The organism is Lysinibacillus parviboronicapiens (assembly GCF_003049605.2).
In the GTDB taxonomy this organism is placed as follows: domain Bacteria; phylum Bacillota; class Bacilli; order Bacillales_A; family Planococcaceae; genus Lysinibacillus; species Lysinibacillus parviboronicapiens.
In genome coordinates, this window is record NZ_CP073713.1 from 1,060,816 (window position 1) to 1,080,703 (window position 19,888).

General features: G+C 39.0%; 19 protein-coding genes. 18 read left to right on the forward strand and 1 reads right to left on the reverse strand.

Annotated elements, in window-relative coordinates:
* The first annotated feature begins 110 nt into the window (after window positions 1-110).
* Complete coding sequence (locus C9J31_RS04965; protein WP_107947651.1) at window positions 111-1,157, forward strand: SepM family pheromone-processing serine protease; 1,047 nt, start codon at window positions 111-113, stop codon at window positions 1,155-1,157.
* Window positions 1,158-1,481: 324 nt separating this feature from the next.
* Here the strand turns inward: C9J31_RS04965 and C9J31_RS04970 are convergent, their stop codons facing one another.
* Window positions 1,482-2,693 (reverse strand): nucleotidyltransferase, encoded by a 1,212-nt coding sequence (locus C9J31_RS04970; RefSeq protein WP_107947653.1) that lies wholly within the window; start codon window positions 2,691-2,693, stop codon window positions 1,482-1,484.
* A 188-nt stretch (window positions 2,694-2,881) separates the two neighbouring features.
* Here C9J31_RS04970 and C9J31_RS04975 point away from each other — a divergent pair, with 188 nt between their 5' ends.
* The 17 genes from C9J31_RS04975 to C9J31_RS05055 all read left to right on the forward strand — a co-directional run bounded on the left by C9J31_RS04975 (window position 2,882) and on the right by C9J31_RS05055 (window position 19,810).
* Window positions 2,882-3,415, forward strand: a complete 534-nt coding sequence (locus C9J31_RS04975) for a YceD family protein (RefSeq protein ID WP_107923170.1) — start codon at window positions 2,882-2,884, stop codon at window positions 3,413-3,415.
* A 24-nt stretch (window positions 3,416-3,439) separates the two neighbouring features.
* The gene (gene rpmF, locus C9J31_RS04980; protein ID WP_010858320.1) at window positions 3,440-3,613 is read left to right on the forward strand and encodes a 50S ribosomal protein L32; all 174 of its coding nucleotides are present in this window, start codon (window positions 3,440-3,442) and stop codon (window positions 3,611-3,613) included.
* Between the two features lie 154 nt (window positions 3,614-3,767).
* Window positions 3,768-4,535, forward strand: a complete 768-nt coding sequence (locus C9J31_RS04985; protein ID WP_107947655.1) for an enoyl-CoA hydratase/isomerase family protein — start codon at window positions 3,768-3,770, stop codon at window positions 4,533-4,535.
* Between the two features lie 109 nt (window positions 4,536-4,644).
* Complete coding sequence (locus C9J31_RS04990) at window positions 4,645-5,022, forward strand: transcriptional regulator (protein WP_107923168.1); 378 nt, start codon at window positions 4,645-4,647, stop codon at window positions 5,020-5,022.
* A 394-nt stretch (window positions 5,023-5,416) separates the two neighbouring features.
* Complete coding sequence (locus C9J31_RS04995) at window positions 5,417-6,316, forward strand: ketopantoate reductase family protein (RefSeq protein WP_107947657.1); 900 nt, start codon at window positions 5,417-5,419, stop codon at window positions 6,314-6,316.
* Window positions 6,316-6,711: a DUF3397 domain-containing protein gene (locus C9J31_RS05000; protein ID WP_107947659.1), complete on the forward strand. Its 396-nt coding sequence runs from the start codon at window positions 6,316-6,318 to the stop codon at window positions 6,709-6,711. Before C9J31_RS04995 ends, C9J31_RS05000 begins: the two co-directional genes overlap by 1 nt.
* 100 nt (window positions 6,712-6,811) lie before the next feature.
* The gene (gene bshC, locus C9J31_RS05005) at window positions 6,812-8,428 is read left to right on the forward strand and encodes a bacillithiol biosynthesis cysteine-adding enzyme BshC (protein ID WP_107947661.1); all 1,617 of its coding nucleotides are present in this window, start codon (window positions 6,812-6,814) and stop codon (window positions 8,426-8,428) included.
* A gap of 253 nt (window positions 8,429-8,681) precedes the next feature.
* On the forward strand, window positions 8,682-9,113 hold the full coding sequence (gene mraZ / locus C9J31_RS05010) for a division/cell wall cluster transcriptional repressor MraZ (protein ID WP_010858326.1): 432 nt from the start codon (window positions 8,682-8,684) through the stop codon (window positions 9,111-9,113).
* A gap of 62 nt (window positions 9,114-9,175) precedes the next feature.
* Complete coding sequence (gene rsmH / locus C9J31_RS05015) at window positions 9,176-10,126, forward strand: 16S rRNA (cytosine(1402)-N(4))-methyltransferase RsmH (protein ID WP_054767102.1); 951 nt, start codon at window positions 9,176-9,178, stop codon at window positions 10,124-10,126.
* Window positions 10,127-10,495 carry a cell division protein FtsL gene (gene ftsL2, locus C9J31_RS05020; RefSeq protein WP_107923164.1) on the forward strand — a complete coding sequence of 123 codons (369 nt, stop codon included), beginning with the start codon at window positions 10,127-10,129 and terminating at the stop codon, window positions 10,493-10,495.
* Complete coding sequence (locus tag C9J31_RS05025) at window positions 10,492-12,708, forward strand: penicillin-binding protein (RefSeq protein WP_107947663.1); 2,217 nt, start codon at window positions 10,492-10,494, stop codon at window positions 12,706-12,708. The genes ftsL2 and C9J31_RS05025 overlap by 4 nt, the downstream gene beginning before the upstream one ends.
* 58 nt (window positions 12,709-12,766) lie before the next feature.
* Window positions 12,767-14,683, forward strand: coding sequence for a stage V sporulation protein D (locus C9J31_RS05030; protein WP_107947664.1), 1,917 nt, complete (start codon window positions 12,767-12,769; stop codon window positions 14,681-14,683).
* 125 nt (window positions 14,684-14,808) lie between these two features.
* Window positions 14,809-15,780, forward strand: a complete 972-nt coding sequence (gene mraY / locus C9J31_RS05035) for a phospho-N-acetylmuramoyl-pentapeptide-transferase (protein WP_107923161.1) — start codon at window positions 14,809-14,811, stop codon at window positions 15,778-15,780.
* Window positions 15,780-17,129, forward strand: a complete 1,350-nt coding sequence (murD, locus tag C9J31_RS05040) for a UDP-N-acetylmuramoyl-L-alanine--D-glutamate ligase (protein ID WP_107947666.1) — start codon at window positions 15,780-15,782, stop codon at window positions 17,127-17,129. The genes mraY and murD overlap by 1 nt, the downstream gene beginning before the upstream one ends.
* 40 nt (window positions 17,130-17,169) lie before the next feature.
* Window positions 17,170-18,249: a putative lipid II flippase FtsW gene (ftsW, locus tag C9J31_RS05045; RefSeq protein WP_107947668.1), complete on the forward strand. Its 1,080-nt coding sequence runs from the start codon at window positions 17,170-17,172 to the stop codon at window positions 18,247-18,249.
* Window positions 18,250-18,270: 21 nt separating this feature from the next.
* A complete protein-coding gene (locus C9J31_RS05050) occupies window positions 18,271-19,104 on the forward strand; it encodes a cell division protein FtsQ/DivIB (RefSeq protein WP_107923158.1) in 834 nt (277 codons plus the stop codon).
* Entirely contained in the window at window positions 19,082-19,810 is a 729-nt protein-coding gene (locus tag C9J31_RS05055) for a DUF881 domain-containing protein (RefSeq protein WP_107947669.1), read from the forward strand. Before C9J31_RS05050 ends, C9J31_RS05055 begins: the two co-directional genes overlap by 23 nt.
* Window positions 19,811-19,888 lie beyond the last annotated feature (78 nt).

Below are 19,888 nucleotides of genomic sequence, written 5' to 3' on the forward strand. Positions count from 1 at the left end.
TCGTTTCAACTTTTTGTCATTCACATAGGCAAATGCTAAAATCAATATATGTAAGAAAGGCAAAAACATGAACCAGTGGTTTGCGTGCGTCTAAGGAGGTGTCCATCCGAATGAAGAAAAAAATAAGTATTTATGCAGTGTTTTTAGTCGTGATTTGTTTTTTAATGTTATACCGACTAGACGCGTATATTATGAAGCCTGGTAGTGCGTACGATGTTAGTAAGTTTGTAACTGTCTCAGATGGTGATATAGATGAAGCAGGAACAATGAGTTTAATGACAGTTGCCATGCAGCAAGCAACACCGTTCACGTATCTATGGGCAAAAACTCAAAAATATCAAAAGTTAATGGATATTAATCAGGTAAGAAACCCATTAGAAGATGATGAGGAATACAATATTCGGCAACTTAAATTAATGTCTGACTCACAATTTAATGCAAAATATGTAGCCTTTCAAAGGGCTGGGCTTGAGGTGACGATTCATTTCGAAGGTGTTTTTGTATTAAATGTGTTAGATGGTGGTGCTTCGGATGGTCTATTAAAAGCTGGTGATGAAATTATCCAGGTAGATGGTCAAAAAATTAGTAATCAACAAATGCTTGTTGAACTGTTGAAAGAGAAGCAACTAGGTGATGAAGTGACGATTCAGTTTGTTCGTGATAAAAAAGAACAACAAGAAACGGTTACCTTGAAGGAAATTCCTCAATCGGAAGAAAAGCGGGCTGGTTTAGGTATAACGTATGCGGAGAGTAAATCAATTGAAACAAATCCCAATGTAACGATGAAAACTGAGGATATCGGTGGTCCTTCAGCAGGCCTTATGTTCACTCTTGAAATTTTGAATCAGCTATTAGATGAAAATCTAACAAAAGGTTATGCGATTGCAGGAACTGGTGAAATGCTGATAGATGGATCAGTGGGAAGAATAGGTGGAATTGACTACAAAGTCATCGCAGCGGATCGAGATGGAATGGAGATATTCTTTGCGCCAGATGATGAAATCTCAGCACAGATGAAAGCAAAGTATCCTGAATTAGAATCTAATTACACTACGGCAGTGAAGACTGCTAAAGATATAGGTACGAAAATGAAAATTGTACCTGTCAAAACCGTCGACGATGCGATTGCTTATTTAAAGCAATTACAACCAAAATAAATGCCACTTTGCGGGGCATTTGGGGCCGTAGACAAACTCGGAATTTTTGCGAGTTTGTCTACGGTCTTTTTTACAATAAATATAGCTGTCTCGAGCGAGCTCGGCCGTTGAAAGCAAGTAGCTTTTTGTGGACTTGAATGAAAGTCATAAGGTCATATTAAAAAACTTACAAAATGAGCGTGACTTTATAAACGAATATGCCTTTAAAAGAAATACCTCAGAAAAAATCAAAGGTTTGGAAATGTAGTAGTGCCAATTAAGATTGCGTTATTCTTCTTTTCTTTGCTCGTTTGATGGATGGCGCGTGTACAGAAAATATCAAAACTAAAAACGAATAGGAGGGGTTTGAAAATCTTTTGGTAGCTTTTCTTGTTGTGTGCCCTGTTCTATACTTAAATTATAAATTTCTGCAGCGTGAATATCGACAGCTAGCATGTTGTCTTTCGTAGCAGCAACACGACTTATGAGTGGCAATGTAAAATCCTTTTTACGCTGTCCTAAGTATGCCTGACCTTGTGAACTCATACCAAGCAATCGAATGGTAGAGGGACTTTCAAAGCTTTTTAGTTGCTCCTTTGTAAAGCCGGTATAAATATGTGTCAGCATACGTTGAAGTCGTGTCCAAGTATACCGTTTTGATTTGATTTTTTCCATGAAGCTTTGAAAAGAATCACTTGTTTTAGCAGCCTTAACCAGTGCGTGCTCGATGCCTTCTGTTACTTCAGCATAGCGTGTTAATTCGCTAGGAGTATGCCGAACGATAGTAAATTGCAATAAAGGCCAAAAAGTCTCCCAGCTGGCAAACTTTCTAAAATGATTGTGCCAGTCATGTAAATATTCATAGGTAGCGTTAGGGAGAGCATCTCGCACACTTTGCAGCGTGCCTGTCGTTGCAAGTGCTTTGCGAATACCTGTAGCACTAGCAATTGATGCCCCTTCTTGGAATGCATCGTGATAACCTGCTGCAATGCGCGGTATCGTCAGTGGTTTAATGCCACTACCGAGCATGTTTGCTGATTCGATATAATGAAAACCGAGAATATTGTTTGGTTGTCCCAAATTAATGTATGTTGAAGGGAATTTTTGAGTAAGCTGTTCATAGGCGTAATGTAGGCTTTTCGGGTAGCTAACACCTGTTTGTAGGCTTTCTCTGATGAGTGCGTTATATTCGCTACGATGGTCTTCTATCAAGCGATAGGTGTTCAAAAAGGGTTGGATAGAGCCATCCTCACTTCCAAAGGCAAAAGAATCGCAGCAAATTGCGGATAATAATGAAATCGCTCCCTTTGCGAAATCTGTTGCTGGTGCGGTACTATAGACATAAGGTAGCTCAATAACAATATCGACACCGCTAGCGAGGGCCATTTTTGTGCGCGTCCATTTATCGACCATGGCTGGTTCACCGCGCTGTAAAAATGATCCACTCATTACAGCGATGGCGATATCTGCTTGTGCTATTTTTTTCGCCTGTTCCAAATGGTAAGCATGCCCATTGTGAAATGGATTATATTCAACAACAATGCCGACTGCTTGCATTACGTAAAACCCCCTTCATTCATGTCACGCATTAGTGCAATTTTGATGATGCAAATGCGGACGGGTACGAATGTGCTTTTATTTAAGTATAATTATAGGTGGGTTTTACAGTGGTGACAAGAAATTATCTTGACATCTATTTTTACACATTATATAATCAACAGTGTTGTCTCGAGGTGATTAAACGAATGAAATGGTCAATTCATCAATTATCTAAATACCGCCAAGACGGAATGCCAATTGATGCCTATGTACAGTTGGACGAGGTGATGGAGCGAAACCAGGATATTCGAGCAATTTCGCCCGTTCATGTAAAAGGGCTATGTACTTTCGGTGCATCGCAAATGACATGTCAGTTGACTGTGGCGGCAACGTTGACACTTCCATGTGCACGCACGTGGGAAGATGTTGAGTTTCCTATCGAAATTGAGACAGTTGAAATTTTCAGCTGGGTTGATGATGAAAAACGAGGGGAAGATGGCGGAGACATTCACTATATTGATGGTGAAGTAATCGACATGAAGCCAGTTCTTGAGGAGCTAGTGCTTCTTGAGGTGCCAATGCAAGTATTCAAAGAGAATACCGAAGGACAAGTGCATGGTGGTAAAGACTGGTCTTACGCAACGGATGAAGACGTTGAACTACACAAAAAAGCTGACGTACCAAAAGTGGATCCAAGACTAGCTGCTTTAGCTAAGTATTTTGATCAAACAGACGAATAGACGATCTGTAAGGAGGTGCCATCAATGGCTGTACCATTTAGAAGAACTTCTAAAACTGCAAAAAGAAAGCGTCGTACGCATTTCAAACTATCTGTACCTGGTATGGTAGCTTGCCCAAACTGTGGTGAAGCAAAATTATCACACCGTGTTTGCAAAGCTTGCGGACAATACAAAGGTAAAGAAGTAGTAAGCAAATAATTCAGTGTTTGCTCACTTAAAAGGCTAGTAGAGAGACCATGGCTCTTTACTAGCCTTTTTATTTGTTAAAAGAGACGGAATTTTCCGTTAACATATATAGTGCTATAATAATATTGTGATACAATCTATCCATTGGGACAAAGGGGGAAATGGAATGGCCTATACAATTGACAATCAAGAGGGCATCATGACATTTACGATTAATCGGGAAGAGAAACGTAATGCCGTTAATGACGAGGTCATGGATGGTCTTCAAGAAGTAATTACATATATTCATAATCATGATGATGTTCGTTTTTTAGTTGTAACGGGTGCGGGTGAGAAATCTTTCTGCTCTGGTGGTGATTTGTCGGAGTTTCATTCACTTGAAACAGAGGATGAAGCATTTGGGATGTTAAGCAAGATGGGAAAAATATTATATGATCTTGCAACTTTACCAGTGCCGACAATTGCGTTAATTAATGGGACTGCCGTTGGGGGTGGTTGTGAGATTGCAACTGCATGTGATTTTCGCCTAGTAGCAAGTCATGCGAAGTGTGGTTTCATTCAAGGGACATTAGCGATTACGAGTGGCTGGGGCGGTGGTACATACTTATTTGAACGAGGTTTGCGCCACGACCGTGCAATGAAGATGCTAGTGGACGCGAAGCCCTATCCTGCGGAATTACTATATGAGATTGGTTGGGCGATGCGTGTCTTTGAAGGGGCAAAAGAGGATGCGCTGAATGATTTTATTGAGCATATGCGAAAAATTCACCCTTCGGTGCACAAGGCATATAAAGAAATTGAGCTTCGTAAGTGGCGAGAACGTAATATGTATGAGCGTGTTATGGAAGAAGTACGCACATGTGCGAAACTTTGGGAAAGCGAGGCTCATCACGAGGCTGTTAATAATTTTTTGACAAAAAAGAATAATAAATAGTGTATAACGGCGGTGATTATTGAAAAACATAATCACTGTCTTTTTTTATCCGTGATTCTATTTTGCTCGCTAAAGCATATAGTAGTAAAAAATGTGAGGGTGATAGATTATGGAACTGAAAAAAAGAAAAGACCAATGGACAAAGGAAGATGATGAAAGATTAGCGGAAATTGTGTTGCATAATGTGCAAAATGGCAAAACGCAGCTAGAGGCTTTTGAAATGGCGGCTCAGGAACTAGGTCGTACAAAACAAGCGTGTGGTTTCCGATGGAATAAAACGTTACGTGGTCAATATAGTCAGTCCCTATTAGCTGTAAGAAATCAACCGCAGCAATCTATGCGAAGCCATTTGAAATTGGCATTGACAAGTTTTGATGAATTAACAGAGGCCTATCAAACTTTGGAAATAAAGCACCGTGAATTGCAAAATGAGCATGAAAAGCTAGTGAAATGGTTACAGCAAGGCTACTCTCTGATGAAAGATTAAAGGTTTCGAAACGTAAAGTTGGTAAGTAGAATTTATTTATTTTTTATCTTAGATAACACTTTTAACCTTGAGTAGAGTAAGGTGTTTTTGGAAAATGGACAAAATAGTTATAGCTCATATTATTATAGACAACATCGGTTGAAGCAATTAGCTATTTCGTATCGTAAACAACCTGCCAATCCTGTATAATAGAAGCACCTGCAAAGGGGGTGTCTCAGAGATGTTTCTGAGGCACCTCCTTCTGAGCGTAAGGAAAGTCAGAATATAGAGCGTTTAATAAGGCGGAAGCATGAGGAACACGAAGTGCTTGTTACTTTGAAAGGGCTGTTTAAAAGGTTTGTTGTTTCCTTTTTAGATAGTCCCTTTTATATTATGTAGGAAGGTGGGGAACGTTATGAATATAGTGGTTATTGGTGCGGGGGCAGTCGGTCAGCTAACGGCAAGCTATTTAGCCGAGGCTGCTATGCACGTAACGTTAGTTGTAAGGCGAAGTGAGCAAGCTGACCAACTAAATGTCCGACATTTAACGAGAATAAATGTTGATGGTACAACAACTACTCATCGAGTCGTGTCAATAACAGAGTTAGGTGAATTGCCTCAGCAGGATTTGGTTATAGTTGCTGTTAAATATGGCCAACTTCAGGAGCTTTATGATCGAATATCTATGTTACCAAGTGAGGTACCGTTATTGTTTATGCAAAATGGCTTAGCGCATTTCGATGAGGCGTTGCGCTTACCACAGGGCAATATTGCTTTTAGCTCTGTTGCTTTTGGCGCTCAGGTAATTAATGATACAACCGTTCAACATAGAGGTGTTGGTACCTGTAAAATCGCGGTTGCGCGTGGTAATAATTTGGTTTTTAAAAAGCTCTCGCGAATGGAAAATCCTTTGTTTCCGGTTGAACTTGTACAAAATCCGGAGCGGATGTTATTTGAGAAAGCTGTATTTAACTGCCTCATTAATCCATTAACAGCTATTTTACTAGTGAAGAATGGAGAGCTATTGACGAATAAGCATGCTTTTATATTAATGCAAACAATCTATCAAGAGCTAGCGGAGGCTTTTGTGAATTTAGAATATACTATACCTTTTTCAGCGGTGACTGCCTTATGTGAAAAAACCGCAGCGAATACGTCGTCTATGTTAGCAGACCGTATGCTTGGAAAAAAAAGTGAAATTGACACGATTGTTGCCCCGATTTTGCAAAAAGCGTTAACAAACGGTCATATTTTACCTACTCTGCGTACGTTATATAACCAAATGCTAGCGATTGAAGAGAGCGGTGAACGGTAGTGAAAGATCTTTTACATATCATTATTAGTATCATTATTTTTTGTCCCTTAGTGTTATTTATCATTGTCTATTTAATTAGTCGAAAGGTTAATATTCGAGGGACACATGCTTTTGGTGCAGCCTCGGATGTTACAACATTTTGGTTATTTTTCTCAGTACCATTGGCAATAGGTGGGCTATGGGGAGTTAATATTGGTGCTCTGCTTGTGATGCTAGCAATAATGCTAGCGATGGTTTTTACATATATTGAATGGCGTACAAAAAAGGAACTGGAAGTGAAACCGCTATTACGCAAAATTTGGCGCTTTTTATTTTTAGTGCTAAGTTCAGCATATTTTCTTGTTTGTCTAGTAGGTTTGATTCAATCTGTTGTAGAATATTTACAATCTGTATAAGCATTTTCTTTTCATGTTGAAGCCATAAGCGTTAAAATAAAAAGCATTAAAAAGTTTATTAGGAAATTGATGATTTAGTGAGTAGAGGAGTTTATGTTAAATGAAACTGGAGTCAATCCAAGTACCTGTTAAAAATCGTGTGCTAGCAGATTATTGGTCACCGAATACTGCCATTCATACTTTTTTTGAATACGAATATAGTGATGAATCGTTTAAACAGCGAGTGAAATATTTAGAACAACAAGCGCGTGATCAAAAAGAATTAACAGCAATAATACGTCGATATATGGAGCCGCTGGGTTTGTCAGAAAAAGCGAAGGAACATTTACAGCAATTAGAGCAAGGAGCTGTCGCAGTTGTCGGTGGGCAACAAGCGGGTGTCTTAACAGGTCCTCTTTACTCAGTTCATAAGGCAATTTCAGTTATAACATTAGCGAAAGAGCAAAGTGAAAAACTTCAAAGAGCAGTCGTACCTGTGTTTTGGATAGCTGGTGAAGACCATGACTTAGAAGAAATTAACCACACCTATACAATGCACGGGGTAGAGCTCAAAAAGCGCGCTTATAGTGAGCGTTCAAGACGTAAAACAATGGCATCTACTACAAGTTTAAACAAAGAATCTATGACACAATTAATTAATACGATTGTGAAAGATTTTGGAGAAACAGTATACACTGAGGGTCTCATCAAACAGCTAGTAGATGCACTTAACAAAAGTGAAACATTTACCGACTTCTTTGCTCGATTAATGAATCAATTGTTTAAAGAAGAAGGTTTACTGATGATTGATGCAGCTGACGTTGGTTTCCGACAATACGAAAGCGAGTACTTTGCGCAAATCATAAATCATAGTGAGGAAATTGCGAGATTAGTAACAGAGAAAGAAAATGAGTTTGAGCGTGTTGGATATGATAAGCCGATATTCGCAACGAATGAAGCGGCTAATCTATTTTATGTGAAAGATGGCGAACGCCACTTATTAGAAAGACGACATCATCAATTTGTTAATTTAGCAGCCAATATTAAGTTGTCTCGCGAGGAGTTATTGGCAATTGCAGAAAAACATCCTGAACAATTAAGTAATAATGTTGTCACGCGTCCGTTAATGCAAGAAATGGCGCTGCCGGTCTTAGCGTTTGTAGGAGGACCTGGGGAGCTTGCTTACTGGGCAACGTTGAAGGATGCCTTTGCGGCATTGAACTTGCAAATGCCAATTTTTGCACCACGTCTCAATATTACGATTATCACACGCCAAGTAGAACAATTATTGTGCGAATATAGTCTGACTGTTGAGGATGTCTGGGAAGGTAAGGCATTGCAACTGAAAAATCAATTTATCGCTGATGTACAAGATGAGGAAGCCAAAAAACAAATTCAAACAATGCAGCGTCTACTGTTAGAACAATATGAGGCTTTTGAGGCATACTTAACTGAGCAACAAATATCGCTTGAAAAAATTCTTGCGAAAAATAAGGAAAATCATTTAAAACAATTTGAGTACATGCAACAAAAAGTTGAGCAAACGGTGCTTAGTAAACATGAGACTACAATCCGAAAATTTACGAAACTTCAAAATGAGCTATATCCAAATGACGGATACCAAGAACGATCTTATAATCCTTATCAATATATCAATGAGTTTGGACCTAAACTAATTGATGAAATGCTAAAGAAAACATACAGTATTGGAAATCACCACTATATGCTGTATCTTTAAAAATAACGATTAAGTCTTTCTGCCTACACAATCTTGTGTTACTTATAGATTATGAGGGAATTTGTCGACTTAAAGGTAAAATAAAGAGCTACCCTCCTACGGGTAGCTCTTTATTTATGTCATTTAGCACAAATCGAATTATCCACTAAAGGTCTAATTTCACATTAAAGGTTAAAATGTCAAGTTTTTTTTAAAAAAAGTGGAGGAAAGTGGGGGGATGTGGTACATTATTTAATAAAGTGGGGTGAATAGCATGTTCATGGGAGAATATCAACACTCTGTTGATGCGAAAGGACGATTAATCGTGCCCGCAAAATTTCGTGAAGCCTTAGGCGAAACGTTTGTTGTGACACGCGGTCTCGATAATTGTTTGTTTGGCTATCCTATGGATGAATGGCGAAAACTCGAAGAAAAATTAAAAGGTTTACCGATGACAAAGAAGGATACCCGTGCATTTGCCAGATTCTTCTTTTCCGGTGCGACAGAAGTTGAGATAGACAAGCAGGGACGTATTAACATCCCTTCAACCCTTGTCCAACACGCACACCTAGTGAAGGAATGTGTTGTGTTGGGTGTTTCAAATCGAATTGAAATATGGGCTAAAGATGCTTGGGAAACTTACTTTAATGAGTCAGAACAATCTTTTAATGAAATTGCAGAAAATATGATTGGCTTTGATTTTTAACTTTTGTATTGGACGTTTATACGTTAATTAAATGGAGTTAAGGCCTGAAGGGAGCGAGTGGTATGTTTGATCATACAACCGTGTTATTAAAAGAAACTGTTGATGGGTTGAACATCGATCCTGATGGTGTATATGTGGACTGTACGCTTGGCGGAGCAGGGCATAGTGAATATTTAGTACAACAATTATCTGATAAAGGTCGTCTTATTTGCTTTGATCAAGATACGATCGCTATTGACAACGCGAAAGTTCGATTAGCGCCTTATATAGAGCGCGTGACATTTGTGCATTCGAATTTCCGTTACTTAAAAGAGGAATTATTAGCACTTGGTATTGAAGAGGTAGATGGCATTTTATATGATCTTGGCGTGTCTTCTCCACAATTAGATACACCAGAGCGAGGTTTTAGTTATCATCATGACGCACCGCTCGATATGCGTATGGATCAAACGGCAACGCTTTCAGCATTTCATGTTGTCAATGAATGGGCATATGAGGATTTAGTCCGTATTTTCTTCCGCTATGGGGAAGAAAAGTTTTCGAAGCAAGTTGCTCGTAAAATCGAAGAGGCGCGTAAAACGGCACCGATTGAAACAACTGGACAACTTGTAGAACTGATTAAAGAGGGTATTCCAGCAGCGGCTCGCCGTAAAGGTGGACATCCTGCAAAGCGTATTTTTCAAGCAATTCGAATTGCTGTCAATGATGAGCTAGGCGCAGCAGAGGACTCACTAGTCGATGCGATTGATATGATTAACGTAGGTGGGCGCATTAGTGTCATTACGTTCCATTCATTGGAGGACCGCCTATGCAAGACCATTTTTAAGGAAGCGTCATCATTACCGGATTTACCACCAAATTTACCGGTAATTCCAGATGACATGAAGCCAACTTTAAAGCTTGTAACGAGAAAGCCGATTGTTCCTTCCGATGAAGAATTAGAAGTAAACAACCGTGCGCGTTCAGCGAAACTTAGAGTGGTGGAGAAAATTAACGACAAAGGGCGTGAGTAAATGGCAGCAGTTCGTGTAAGGCAGCACCAACAGCAACATGTGCAACAACCGATAACACCACCTAGTCCACAACCCACTATCATACGTCGTAAAAAAACGAAACAAAAGTTTGAAAAGACAATGCTAATTGTTCTAGTTAGCATTGTAGCTGTACTAGCCGTACTAGTATTAAATAAACAAGCAGCTATACAAACGACAAGCATGGATATTCAAAAAATCGAAGTAGAGGCAGATGAGATTGCAAGGCAGAATGTTGACTTGACAGTCCGTGTAAGTGAACTGTCTACATACGAAAACATATGGAAAAAAGCAGAAGAACTCGGTTTAACTCAAAATGAGAAAAATGTAAAGGTAGTGCCGGGAAAATGAAAAAAAAGAAATTTCGATTCCAATGGGGAGCCTTTCTATTATTGATTTTTTATGGAGGGCTCTTTTTCCTATTATTTACTAGAATGGTTACATTACAGGCGACAGGTGAAGCAGAGGGACAAGCACTTGCGGCAAAGGCTGCAGCTAAGTATGGAAAAGAAAGTGCGATTACTGCGAACCGTGGGAAAATTTATGATAGAAACGGACACACTATTGCCGAAGATACGCTAAGCTATCGCTTAATAGCGGTTGTTAATGAAAGTGCGACGGTGAATGCAGAGAAACCTCGTCATGTCGTTGATGCGAAAAAGACGGCCAAGGTTTTAGCAGAGTACATTGCAATGGATGAAGAGGCAATATACAAACAACTTACAAAATTGAAGGCTGACGGCAAAAAGCCTTATCAAGTTGAGTTTGGCAGTGCTGGTCGCGGCATTAACCATGAAATCATGAGCAAAATTAAAGACGAAAATTTACCAGGAGTTTTATTTGTCAGTGATTTAAAACGCTACTATCCAAATGGTATTTTTGCCTCACACTTAATTGGTTTTGCTATCAAAGAAGATAATAAAGACGGCTCAGTAACAACAACAGGCAAGATGGGGCTTGAATACACGTATGATAAAGAGTTAACAGGTGAAAACGGCAAAGTGAAGTACCAAACAGATGCTTTTAGTTATTTATTGCCGAAAAGCGAGAAGATGGTAACGCCGGCAAAAAATGGTGACGACATCTTTTTAACAATTGATAAAACAATTCAAAGTTTCTTAGAGGAAGCGATGACGAAAGTTGAACAGGAATATAATCCTGAATCAATGACGGCAGTTATTGCAGATCCAAAAACAGGTAAAATCTTGGCGATGTCTCAGCGACCTACCTTTAATCCTGATACACGTGAAGGTAAAAATATGAAATGGTTGAATGAGGTTATTGAGGAGACGATTGAACCAGGCTCGACGATGAAAACATTCACGCTAGCCTCAGCTATTGATACAGGGACATGGACACCGAATGAGTTCTATAAATCGGGGTCATATACAATTCTTGACCGAACTATTCGAGATCATAATCAATATGGTTGGGATTGGATTTCTTACTTAGAAGGTTTTCAACGTTCATCTAATACAGCGATGGCTAATCTTTTAAAGAAAATTGGTGACGATAATTTCCTTGAGTATCTAGATAGATTTGGTTTTGGTAAAAAAACAGGTATCGATTTACCAAATGAAGCAACAGGTACTATCTTATCGCAATACCCAATTCAACGTGTTACAACAACTTATGGTCAAGGCTCTACGGTAACGCCAATTCAGTTAATTCAAGCAATGACAGCGATTGCAAATGACGGAAAAATGATGCAACCGTATGTTATTGATCGTATCGTTGATTCTTCAACAGGAAAAACGATTCAAAATCATGAGCCGATTGAAAAGGGACAACCAGTTTCAGCCGACACAGCGAAGCAGGTCCGTGAAATTCTCGCTTCAACGTTAACGTCTAAGTATGGGACGGCGAAAGATTTTGTACTTGAAGAATATGAAGTTGCGGGGAAAACGGGTACTGCCCAAATCCCAAAGGCTGATGGCACATATTCTTGGGGAGCGAACCAGTTCTTGTATTCATTTTTAGGTATGGCACCGGTAGATGATCCACAGCTTATTATGTATGTTTCGATAACAAAACCAAAGCTTAAAAATGAACTTGGCTCTGTACCAGTCTCAAAAATATTTAAGCCGGTTATGCAAAACAGTTTAAAACATTTAAACATTAATCCAGAGGATGTACAGCATGTTGATCATGGAACTGTCCAAAATTATACCGGCAAAAATGCACAAGCGGTTCAAGTGGAGCTAGCGAATGATGGCTTGCAACCAGTAATAATAGGTGATGGTGGTGAAATTATCGATCAATACCCTAAGGATAAGCAAAAACTTGTAAAAGGTAGTACGGTATTCTTAAAAACAGCAGGTGCTATTACATTGCCAGACTTTACAAATTGGTCGTTACGAAATGTACTTGTCTTCAAATCGATGTCAGGTCTACAAATCGAGGTTGTCGGAGAGGGCTTTGCTGCTAGTCAAAGTGTATCCGCAGGTACCGTTATTTCAGATAATGCACCGATTGTTGTTAAGCTGAAAACACCTGCTGAAAGCTTTGTGAAAGATGTAGAGGCTTCATCCGAAGGCGAAATTGAACAAACAGAGGATGAATAGATACTGAATAGAAGTCCACTTTATTTCATACGTTGTAAAAAACAAGGTGTGATGTCGAATGAAGTGGATTTCTATCCATTCAAAAAAGCGTTTACGTATTTTATATGTATTGTTTATGTGTGTAGCTGTGGCAATTGTGATTCGTCTGTTCTTTTTACAGGTGTTTGATCAAAAGGAATTGACAAAAAAAGCAGAAGAAAACTGGGATCGTGAAATTCCGTTTGCGAATGAACGGGGACATATTACGGACCGCAAAGGTAATAGTATTGTGACAAATAAGCTAGCACCTACATTATACTTTATGCCTTCTCAAAGTAACGATATTGAAAGTGCGGCCGCAAAAATTGCCCAAGTACTTGAAGTAGATGAACAAAAACTTTTAGAAAAAATGAAGAAAAAAGAATACCTAGTAAAGCTAGCACCTGAAGGCAAAAATATTTCCTATGAGAAAGCTGTTACATTACAAGGTATGCAAATTGAAGGACTATATAGTGGCGTAGATTATTCAAGGGATTATCCCTACGGCACGTTACTATCACGTTTCATTGGTTTTACAGGTTACGATGCGCAAGGGCTAGCAGGTATCGAATATGAATATAATAAGCTATTACAGGCAAATTCTTCTGCTATACGACTCTTTACAGATGCTAGAGGCAATAATTTGCCCAATGTTGCGAGTGCATGGAAGTCTGGGGAAGATGGTGCAACGGTAGAGCTAACGATTGATGTGGATGTACAACAGGTGGTTGAACGTGAATTGTCACAGGCAATGGAACGCTATGAGGCAGACCAAGCGATGGCTATTGCGATGAACCCCAACACAGGGGAAATATTAGCATTGTCTTCCTACCCAACCTTTCATCCAGCAGAATATCAATTAGTGGAGCCAACCATCTATAATCGAAATTTACCAGTGTGGATGACATATGAACCGGGCTCAACATTTAAAATTATTACACTAAGTGCGGCACTTGAAGAAAATGTAGTGGATTTAGAAAATGATACTTTTTATGACCCAGGTTATACAATGGTGGCGGGAGCTAGACTACGCTGTTGGAAGCGTGAAGGTCATGGACATGAAACTTTTCTAGAAGTGGTAGAAAACTCTTGTAACCCAGGTTTTATTGAATTAGGACAGCGTATCGGTAATGAAAAATTACTTCAGTATGTTAAAGACTTTGGCTTTGGAGAAAAAACAGGTTCGAATATCGCTGGTGAAGCATCAGGTATATTATTTTCAAAAGAAGCATTTGGCCCCGTTGAACAGGCAACGACTTCATTCGGGCAAGGTGTAGCCGTAACGCCAATCCAGCAGGTACAGGCAGTTGCCGCTGCCGTGAATGGGGGCAAGCTTTATACGCCTTACGTTGTAAAAAAGGTTTTTAATCCAAATACCGGGGAAGTTATAAAAGAAACACAACCAGTCGTTAAAAGACAGGTTATTCGTGAAGAAACTTCTGCAAAAGTACGCGGTGCGTTAGAATCTGTTGTTGCCAAGGGCTCAGGACGTCAAGCTTATCGAGATGGCCTACGTATTGGCGGCAAAACTGGTACAGCGCAAAAAGTAGAAAATGGCCGTTATAAATCTGGCGAATATATAGTATCTTTCATAGGCTTTGCACCAGCGGATAATCCGCAAATCGTGGTGTATGTAGCGGTAGATAACCCGAAAAAAACGACACAATTTGGTGGCGTTGTGGCAGCGCCAATTGTTGGTCAAATTATAGAGGATGTTGCACCTTTTATTGGCATTGAAAAATCAAAAGAACAGCTTGAAAAAGATTATCGATGGGGTGACCCAATTACTGTGAAGGTACCAAGTTTTATTGGTCAAACAAAGGATGATATTGCCAAGCAACATTATCCATTCCGTATTGAATGGCATGGGGAAGGTACCAAAATTGGTAGTCAGTTACCTGAAGTGGATAGCGTTATCGAACAAGATGGCACAATACATTTATATTTAGAAAACTAAAGTAACTTTACCTTTAAAAAAACGGAAAGAACCACTATTATTATGAAGGGTAGTAATAAATATATGAAAGTTTGTACTTTTTTCTTAATGAAGAAAGGGAAACAAGATTTAAAGGAGATTTTTCAATGAAACTCGCAACAACGCTTACCATTTTAGCTATTGCTTTTTTAGTAACAGTTATCCTGGCACCAATTAGTATTCCGCTTCTGCGTCGACTGAAGTTTGGGCAAAGTATTCGTGAAGAAGGGCCAAAATCCCATATGAAAAAGGCGGGTACGCCGACAATGGGTGGCCTAATCTTCCTAATAGCCATTATCCTTACGACTGTAGGAATTGGTAGCTATTTAGATTTATTCACGACACAAACAGTGGTCTTATTACTTGTTTTGGCAGGGTTTGGATTGATAGGCTTTCTAGACGATGGTTTAAAAGTGATTTTCAAACGTAATTTAGGATTAACATCGATTCAAAAACTGATTGGCCAAATTGTGATTGCCATACTTGCTTATTTCTTATTGCATGTTGGTTCATTTGACACAACTCTTGCCATTCCGTTTACAGAGTGGACGATTGATCTAGGTATCTTCTATGTAGCCTTTTTAATTTTCTGGTTAGTAGGCTTCTCAAATGCAGTGAACTTAACAGATGGTTTAGATGGCCTTGTAGCAGGAACAGCATCTATTGCATTTGCTGCATTTGGTGTTATCGCGTTATTCCAGGATCAAGCAGATATCGCCTTATTTTCATTTGCGGTAACGGGTGCCCTTCTTGGATTTTTACTGTTTAACGCAAATCCAGCGAAGGTGTTTATGGGGGATACGGGTTCACTTGCACTTGGCGGGGCACTTGCAATGGTATCTGTTTTAGTAAAAGAAGAGTTTTTACTCGTTTTAGTTGGATTAGTGTTTGTAATCGAAACATTATCCGTTATTTTGCAGGTGGGGAGTTTTAAAATTCGTAAAAAACGTATTTTTAAAATGAGTCCTATTCACCATCATTTTGAATTATCTGGTTGGTCAGAATGGAAGGTAGTACTTGTCTTTTGGTCAACTGCTTTAGCAGTAGCATTGATAGCAGTCTTATCGGAGGCGTTCTAATGAGAAACTATACAGATTTACAACATAAAAAAATTCTTGTTCTAGGTCTAGCAAAAAGTGGTGTGGCAGCAGCTGAGATTTTACATGAGCTTGGAGCATTCGTGACGGTCAATGATTCAAAGCCCTTCGATGAAAGCCCAGACGCACAAGGCTTACTTCAGAAGGGTATTACGGTTATTTGTGGACGCCATCCAGAAGATTTATTAGATGAAGGTTTTGAACTGGTCGTAAAAAACCCAGGAATTCCTTATAGCAATAAAATTGTCGCAGATGCATTAAATCGTGAAATCCCTGTATGGACAGAAATTGAGTTGGCATATTTAATAAGTGATGCGCCATTTATTGGCATTACAGGATCGAACGGCAAAACTACAACTACTACACTAATCTTTGAAATGCTAGAAAACGGAGCAAAAAAACCGTTAATTGCAGGGAATATTGGTACAGTTGCATGTGGTGTAGCTCGAGAAGCGGAGAAAGATAATGTGATTGTCACTGAGCTTTCTTCTTTCCAACTAATGGGGACAAAAACATTTAAGCCGAAAATTGCTATTTTAACAAATCTTTACGATGCCCATCTTGATTATCACGGTACTTTTGATAATTATGTAGAGGCAAAATTTGGGGTAACACGTAATCAGGATGAAAGCGATTATTTCATTTATAATGCCGATCAACCAATTGTAGTTGGTTATGCAACAAAATCTAAGGCAAAAAAAGTGCCGTTTACCTCAAAAGGACGTACAGATGAAGGTATTAGCGCAGATGAAACAACCATCTACTGGCAAGGTGAGCCGTATATGGAACGAGCAAATATTGCTCTTCCAGGTAAGCACAACTTAGAAAATATTTTAGTAGCAGTAGCAGCTTGTATATTAGTCGGTTGTGACAAAGTAAAAATGGAAGAAGTCTTAGCGAAATTTGGGGGCGTACGTCACCGAACTCAATTTGTCCGTGAATGGCAAGGTCGAAAGATTTACAATGACTCCAAAGCGACAAACTGCTTAGCAACGAAAAGTGCCTTGGGTGCATTCCAGGCACCTATCATTTTACTAGCTGGTGGTTTAGATCGTGGACATTCATTTGAAGAGTTACGTCCATGCATGAACCATGTAAAAGGTGTTGTTGCATTTGGTGAAACAGGCTTACGTTTTGTAGAATTTGCGAAATCCTGTGGTGTACAACACACAGTAATTGCTCAAAACGTAGAAGATGCAGTCCATTATGCTGCACCTTTGTCTGCTGAGGGGGATGTTATTCTACTATCGCCAGCATGTGCAAGTTGGGATCAATATGACAGCTTTGAAATTCGAGGCGACGTTTTTATTGATGCTGTAATGAAGCTGTAATGAGCCTGTAACTATTTTAGAATATACTTGACTTGGAAGGATGGCATTACTGAGAGGGAAAGAAAGCTATTTATTGCTCGTCACAACTTTGATGCTATCAATAATCGGCATTATTTTCGTCTATTCTGCAGGTACCTATTGGAGTGCCGTTCATTATAGTGGAAAAATGCCGTTTTATATGAAGCAAAGTTTGTACTTTGTCGTAGCCATTGTAGTGTTTCTAATTACCATTCGATTGAATATTTTGAGGGAGCAGTCCTTTTGGAAAATGGCCTATATCTTTTCGTTAGTTTTACTAGTCCTTGTACTGATACCTGGTATTGGACTCGTCAGGAATGGTTCTCAAAGTTGGATTGGAGTAGGACCATTAACAATACAACCTGCAGAGCTAACGAAAATTACAGTCATTGTGTACATGAGTCATATTTTAGCGCAACATAAAACCGGTAAGCCAATTGTCAATTGGCGGCATGGCTTAATCTTGTTATTACCTGTTGTCCTAATTATGTTGCAACCGGATTTTGGTTCCGTATTTATACTTGTTGTATCAGTGTTTTTATTGTTTTTTGTAGCAGGGTATCCGCTAAAGTTATATGCGATGTTTATGGTAGCGGGTATCGTAGGATTAGGGATACTAATTGTCACTGCGCCATATCGGCTAAAGCGCATTGAAGCATTTATTGACCCATGGGTAGATCCATTAGGGAGTGGCTTTCAGGCGGTGCAATCATTAATGGCGATTGGACCGGCAGGTATTTTTGGACATGGTTTTGGTCAGAGTAGACAAAAGTTTTTATATTTACCTGAGCCGCAAAATGACTTTATTTATGCGATTATTCTAGAAGAAGTGGGATTACTTGGTGGGCTCATTATCTTAGCCTTATTTGTCTTGACGATATATGCTGGCTATAAATTCGCTGTACAGGCTAAGAACAGAACATCTTATTACGCCATTATTGGACTTGTGACGATGTTAACTGTGCAAGCGTTTTTAAATATAGCGGTAGTTATTGGCTTGGTGCCTGTAACAGGTGTCACATTACCCTTTATTAGCTACGGCGGGACATCTTTAGTAACAATGTGGTTAATAATAGGTATTATTTATCAATTAGCGAAATAAATATAAAGGAGGAGTACTTTTTTGGAGAAAGTAATTGATATAGAAGATCGCATACCTACGCTTAAGAAGCGACGAAAAAAGCGTACGAATCGCAAATTTATAGTGCTAATATTACTTTTCTTTTTAGTACTAGCAGTACTCCTTTATTTTCAATCTCCTTACAGTGATATCAAAAAGATCACGGTAAATGGTGCACAATTAGCAGACGAGCAATATTACTTACAAGCTAGTAAATTAGCACTTGGAAAGTCGATGTGGAGCTTTAAAGAAGAAGATGTAGAAAAGGCCTTACTAAAGGATAAGTGGGTACAAAAGGCACAAGTTAAGCGTAATTGGCCACGAAGCGTAACGATTGATATAAAGGAATGGAAAAAAGTTGCGTACTTAGCTGGTGATGGTACCTACTATCCTTTACTTGAGAATGGTAAACGGTTTGAGCAGGCTGAAGACAACATTCCGATTGATGCACCTGTCTTTATAGGCATAACAGGGGAAAAAACAATTCAAAAGCTTGTAGAGCAGTTAGCACGCTTAAAACCAGAAGTTTTAGCCTTAATCTCACAAGTAAATACGAATGGTAATGAGACCAATCCAAATGCGGTCAAGCTTTATATGAATGATGGCTATGAGGTGCGAGCTGTTATTCAGACTTTAGCAGAAAAGCTAAATTATTACCCTTCAATTGTGGCTCAAATTGCAAATTTAGAAAAAGGTGTTATCGATTTAGAGGTCGGCTCGTATTATCGTCCTTTTAATGATGAGTACAACCAAGTAAGTATTGACATGGTAGAAAATCCAGATGGAGAAACGGCCAACCAGGAAGTGACTGAAGATGAACAACAAGAAAACGAATAGCAAAGGAAATTTCTTTTCAAGAAAACAATTTGAGCTGCTCATCGTTTGTGTGACAACAGGCTTTATCATCGGCTACTCCTACAATCAGGCGAAGGATAATCGAGAATCCAGTGCTATTAATTCACAGCTTTTTGAGCAAGAAGATTCCTACCGTGAAGAGTTAATTGAACAGCAAGAGCGCAATAAAGAGCTTACAGAAGAGGCTAGTGCTTTACAAGAGAAAATTCGCAAATATGAAAAACAATTTGCATCTAGTGAAAAGGATTACAAACAGCTTGTTGAACAAGCAGAAGATTTACGTTTAATATTGGGTGATTTAAATTCAGAAGGAAAAGGAATACGTATTACCCTTCAAGATGGAGATTATGACCCTAAATCAGTCAATCCTAATGATTATATTGTGCATGAAAGTCATGTTTTTAAGCTGTTAAATGAGCTGAAAATTTCTGGTGCACAGGCAATTGCTATTAATGGACAACGGATTACGGCCAATTCCTATATTCGTTGTAATGGGCCTGTTATCACGATTGATGGCAAGCAACACCCAGCACCTTTTGTTATTGAGGCAGTAGGCGATTCGTCAACACTCAGTGCCTCATTAAACTTAAGTGGAGGTGTAGTAGACCAGCTATTAAATGACAATATTGTCGTATCACTAGAAGAAAATCAAAAATTAATAATGCCAAATGTAAAAATAGAAAGTTAACTATATCTAGTTTTTGTAGATGGATATAGGACAAGCCTACGGTTACTGTAACAGCTCCTTGCACGAGTCTGAACGCAA

Bases quoted from the DNA above. Each gene is read 5' to 3' on its own strand.
- C9J31_RS04965 (WP_107947651.1), top strand. From the start codon at position 111: ATGAAGAAAAAAATAAGTATTTATGCAGTGTTTTTAGTCGTGATTTGT.
- mraZ (WP_010858326.1), top strand. From the start codon at position 8,682: ATGTTCATGGGAGAATATCAACACTCTGTTGATGCGAAAGGACGATTA.
- C9J31_RS05055 (WP_107947669.1), top strand. From the start codon at position 19,082: ATGAACAACAAGAAAACGAATAGCAAAGGAAATTTCTTTTCAAGAAAA.
- rsmH (WP_054767102.1), top strand. From the start codon at position 9,176: ATGTTTGATCATACAACCGTGTTATTAAAAGAAACTGTTGATGGGTTG.
- murD (WP_107947666.1), top strand. From the start codon at position 15,780: ATGAGAAACTATACAGATTTACAACATAAAAAAATTCTTGTTCTAGGT.
- C9J31_RS05025 (WP_107947663.1), top strand. From the start codon at position 10,492: ATGAAAAAAAAGAAATTTCGATTCCAATGGGGAGCCTTTCTATTATTG.
- C9J31_RS04990 (WP_107923168.1), top strand. From the start codon at position 4,645: ATGGAACTGAAAAAAAGAAAAGACCAATGGACAAAGGAAGATGATGAA.
- rpmF (WP_010858320.1), top strand. From the start codon at position 3,440: ATGGCTGTACCATTTAGAAGAACTTCTAAAACTGCAAAAAGAAAGCGT.
- mraY (WP_107923161.1), top strand. From the start codon at position 14,809: ATGAAACTCGCAACAACGCTTACCATTTTAGCTATTGCTTTTTTAGTA.
- ftsL2 (WP_107923164.1), top strand. From the start codon at position 10,127: ATGGCAGCAGTTCGTGTAAGGCAGCACCAACAGCAACATGTGCAACAA.
- C9J31_RS04970 (WP_107947653.1), bottom strand. From the start codon at position 2,693: ATGCAAGCAGTCGGCATTGTTGTTGAATATAATCCATTTCACAATGGG.
- bshC (WP_107947661.1), top strand. From the start codon at position 6,812: ATGAAACTGGAGTCAATCCAAGTACCTGTTAAAAATCGTGTGCTAGCA.
- C9J31_RS04995 (WP_107947657.1), top strand. From the start codon at position 5,417: ATGAATATAGTGGTTATTGGTGCGGGGGCAGTCGGTCAGCTAACGGCA.
- ftsW (WP_107947668.1), top strand. From the start codon at position 17,170: ATGGCATTACTGAGAGGGAAAGAAAGCTATTTATTGCTCGTCACAACT.
- C9J31_RS04975 (WP_107923170.1), top strand. From the start codon at position 2,882: ATGAAATGGTCAATTCATCAATTATCTAAATACCGCCAAGACGGAATG.
- C9J31_RS05030 (WP_107947664.1), top strand. From the start codon at position 12,767: ATGAAGTGGATTTCTATCCATTCAAAAAAGCGTTTACGTATTTTATAT.
- C9J31_RS04985 (WP_107947655.1), top strand. From the start codon at position 3,768: ATGGCCTATACAATTGACAATCAAGAGGGCATCATGACATTTACGATT.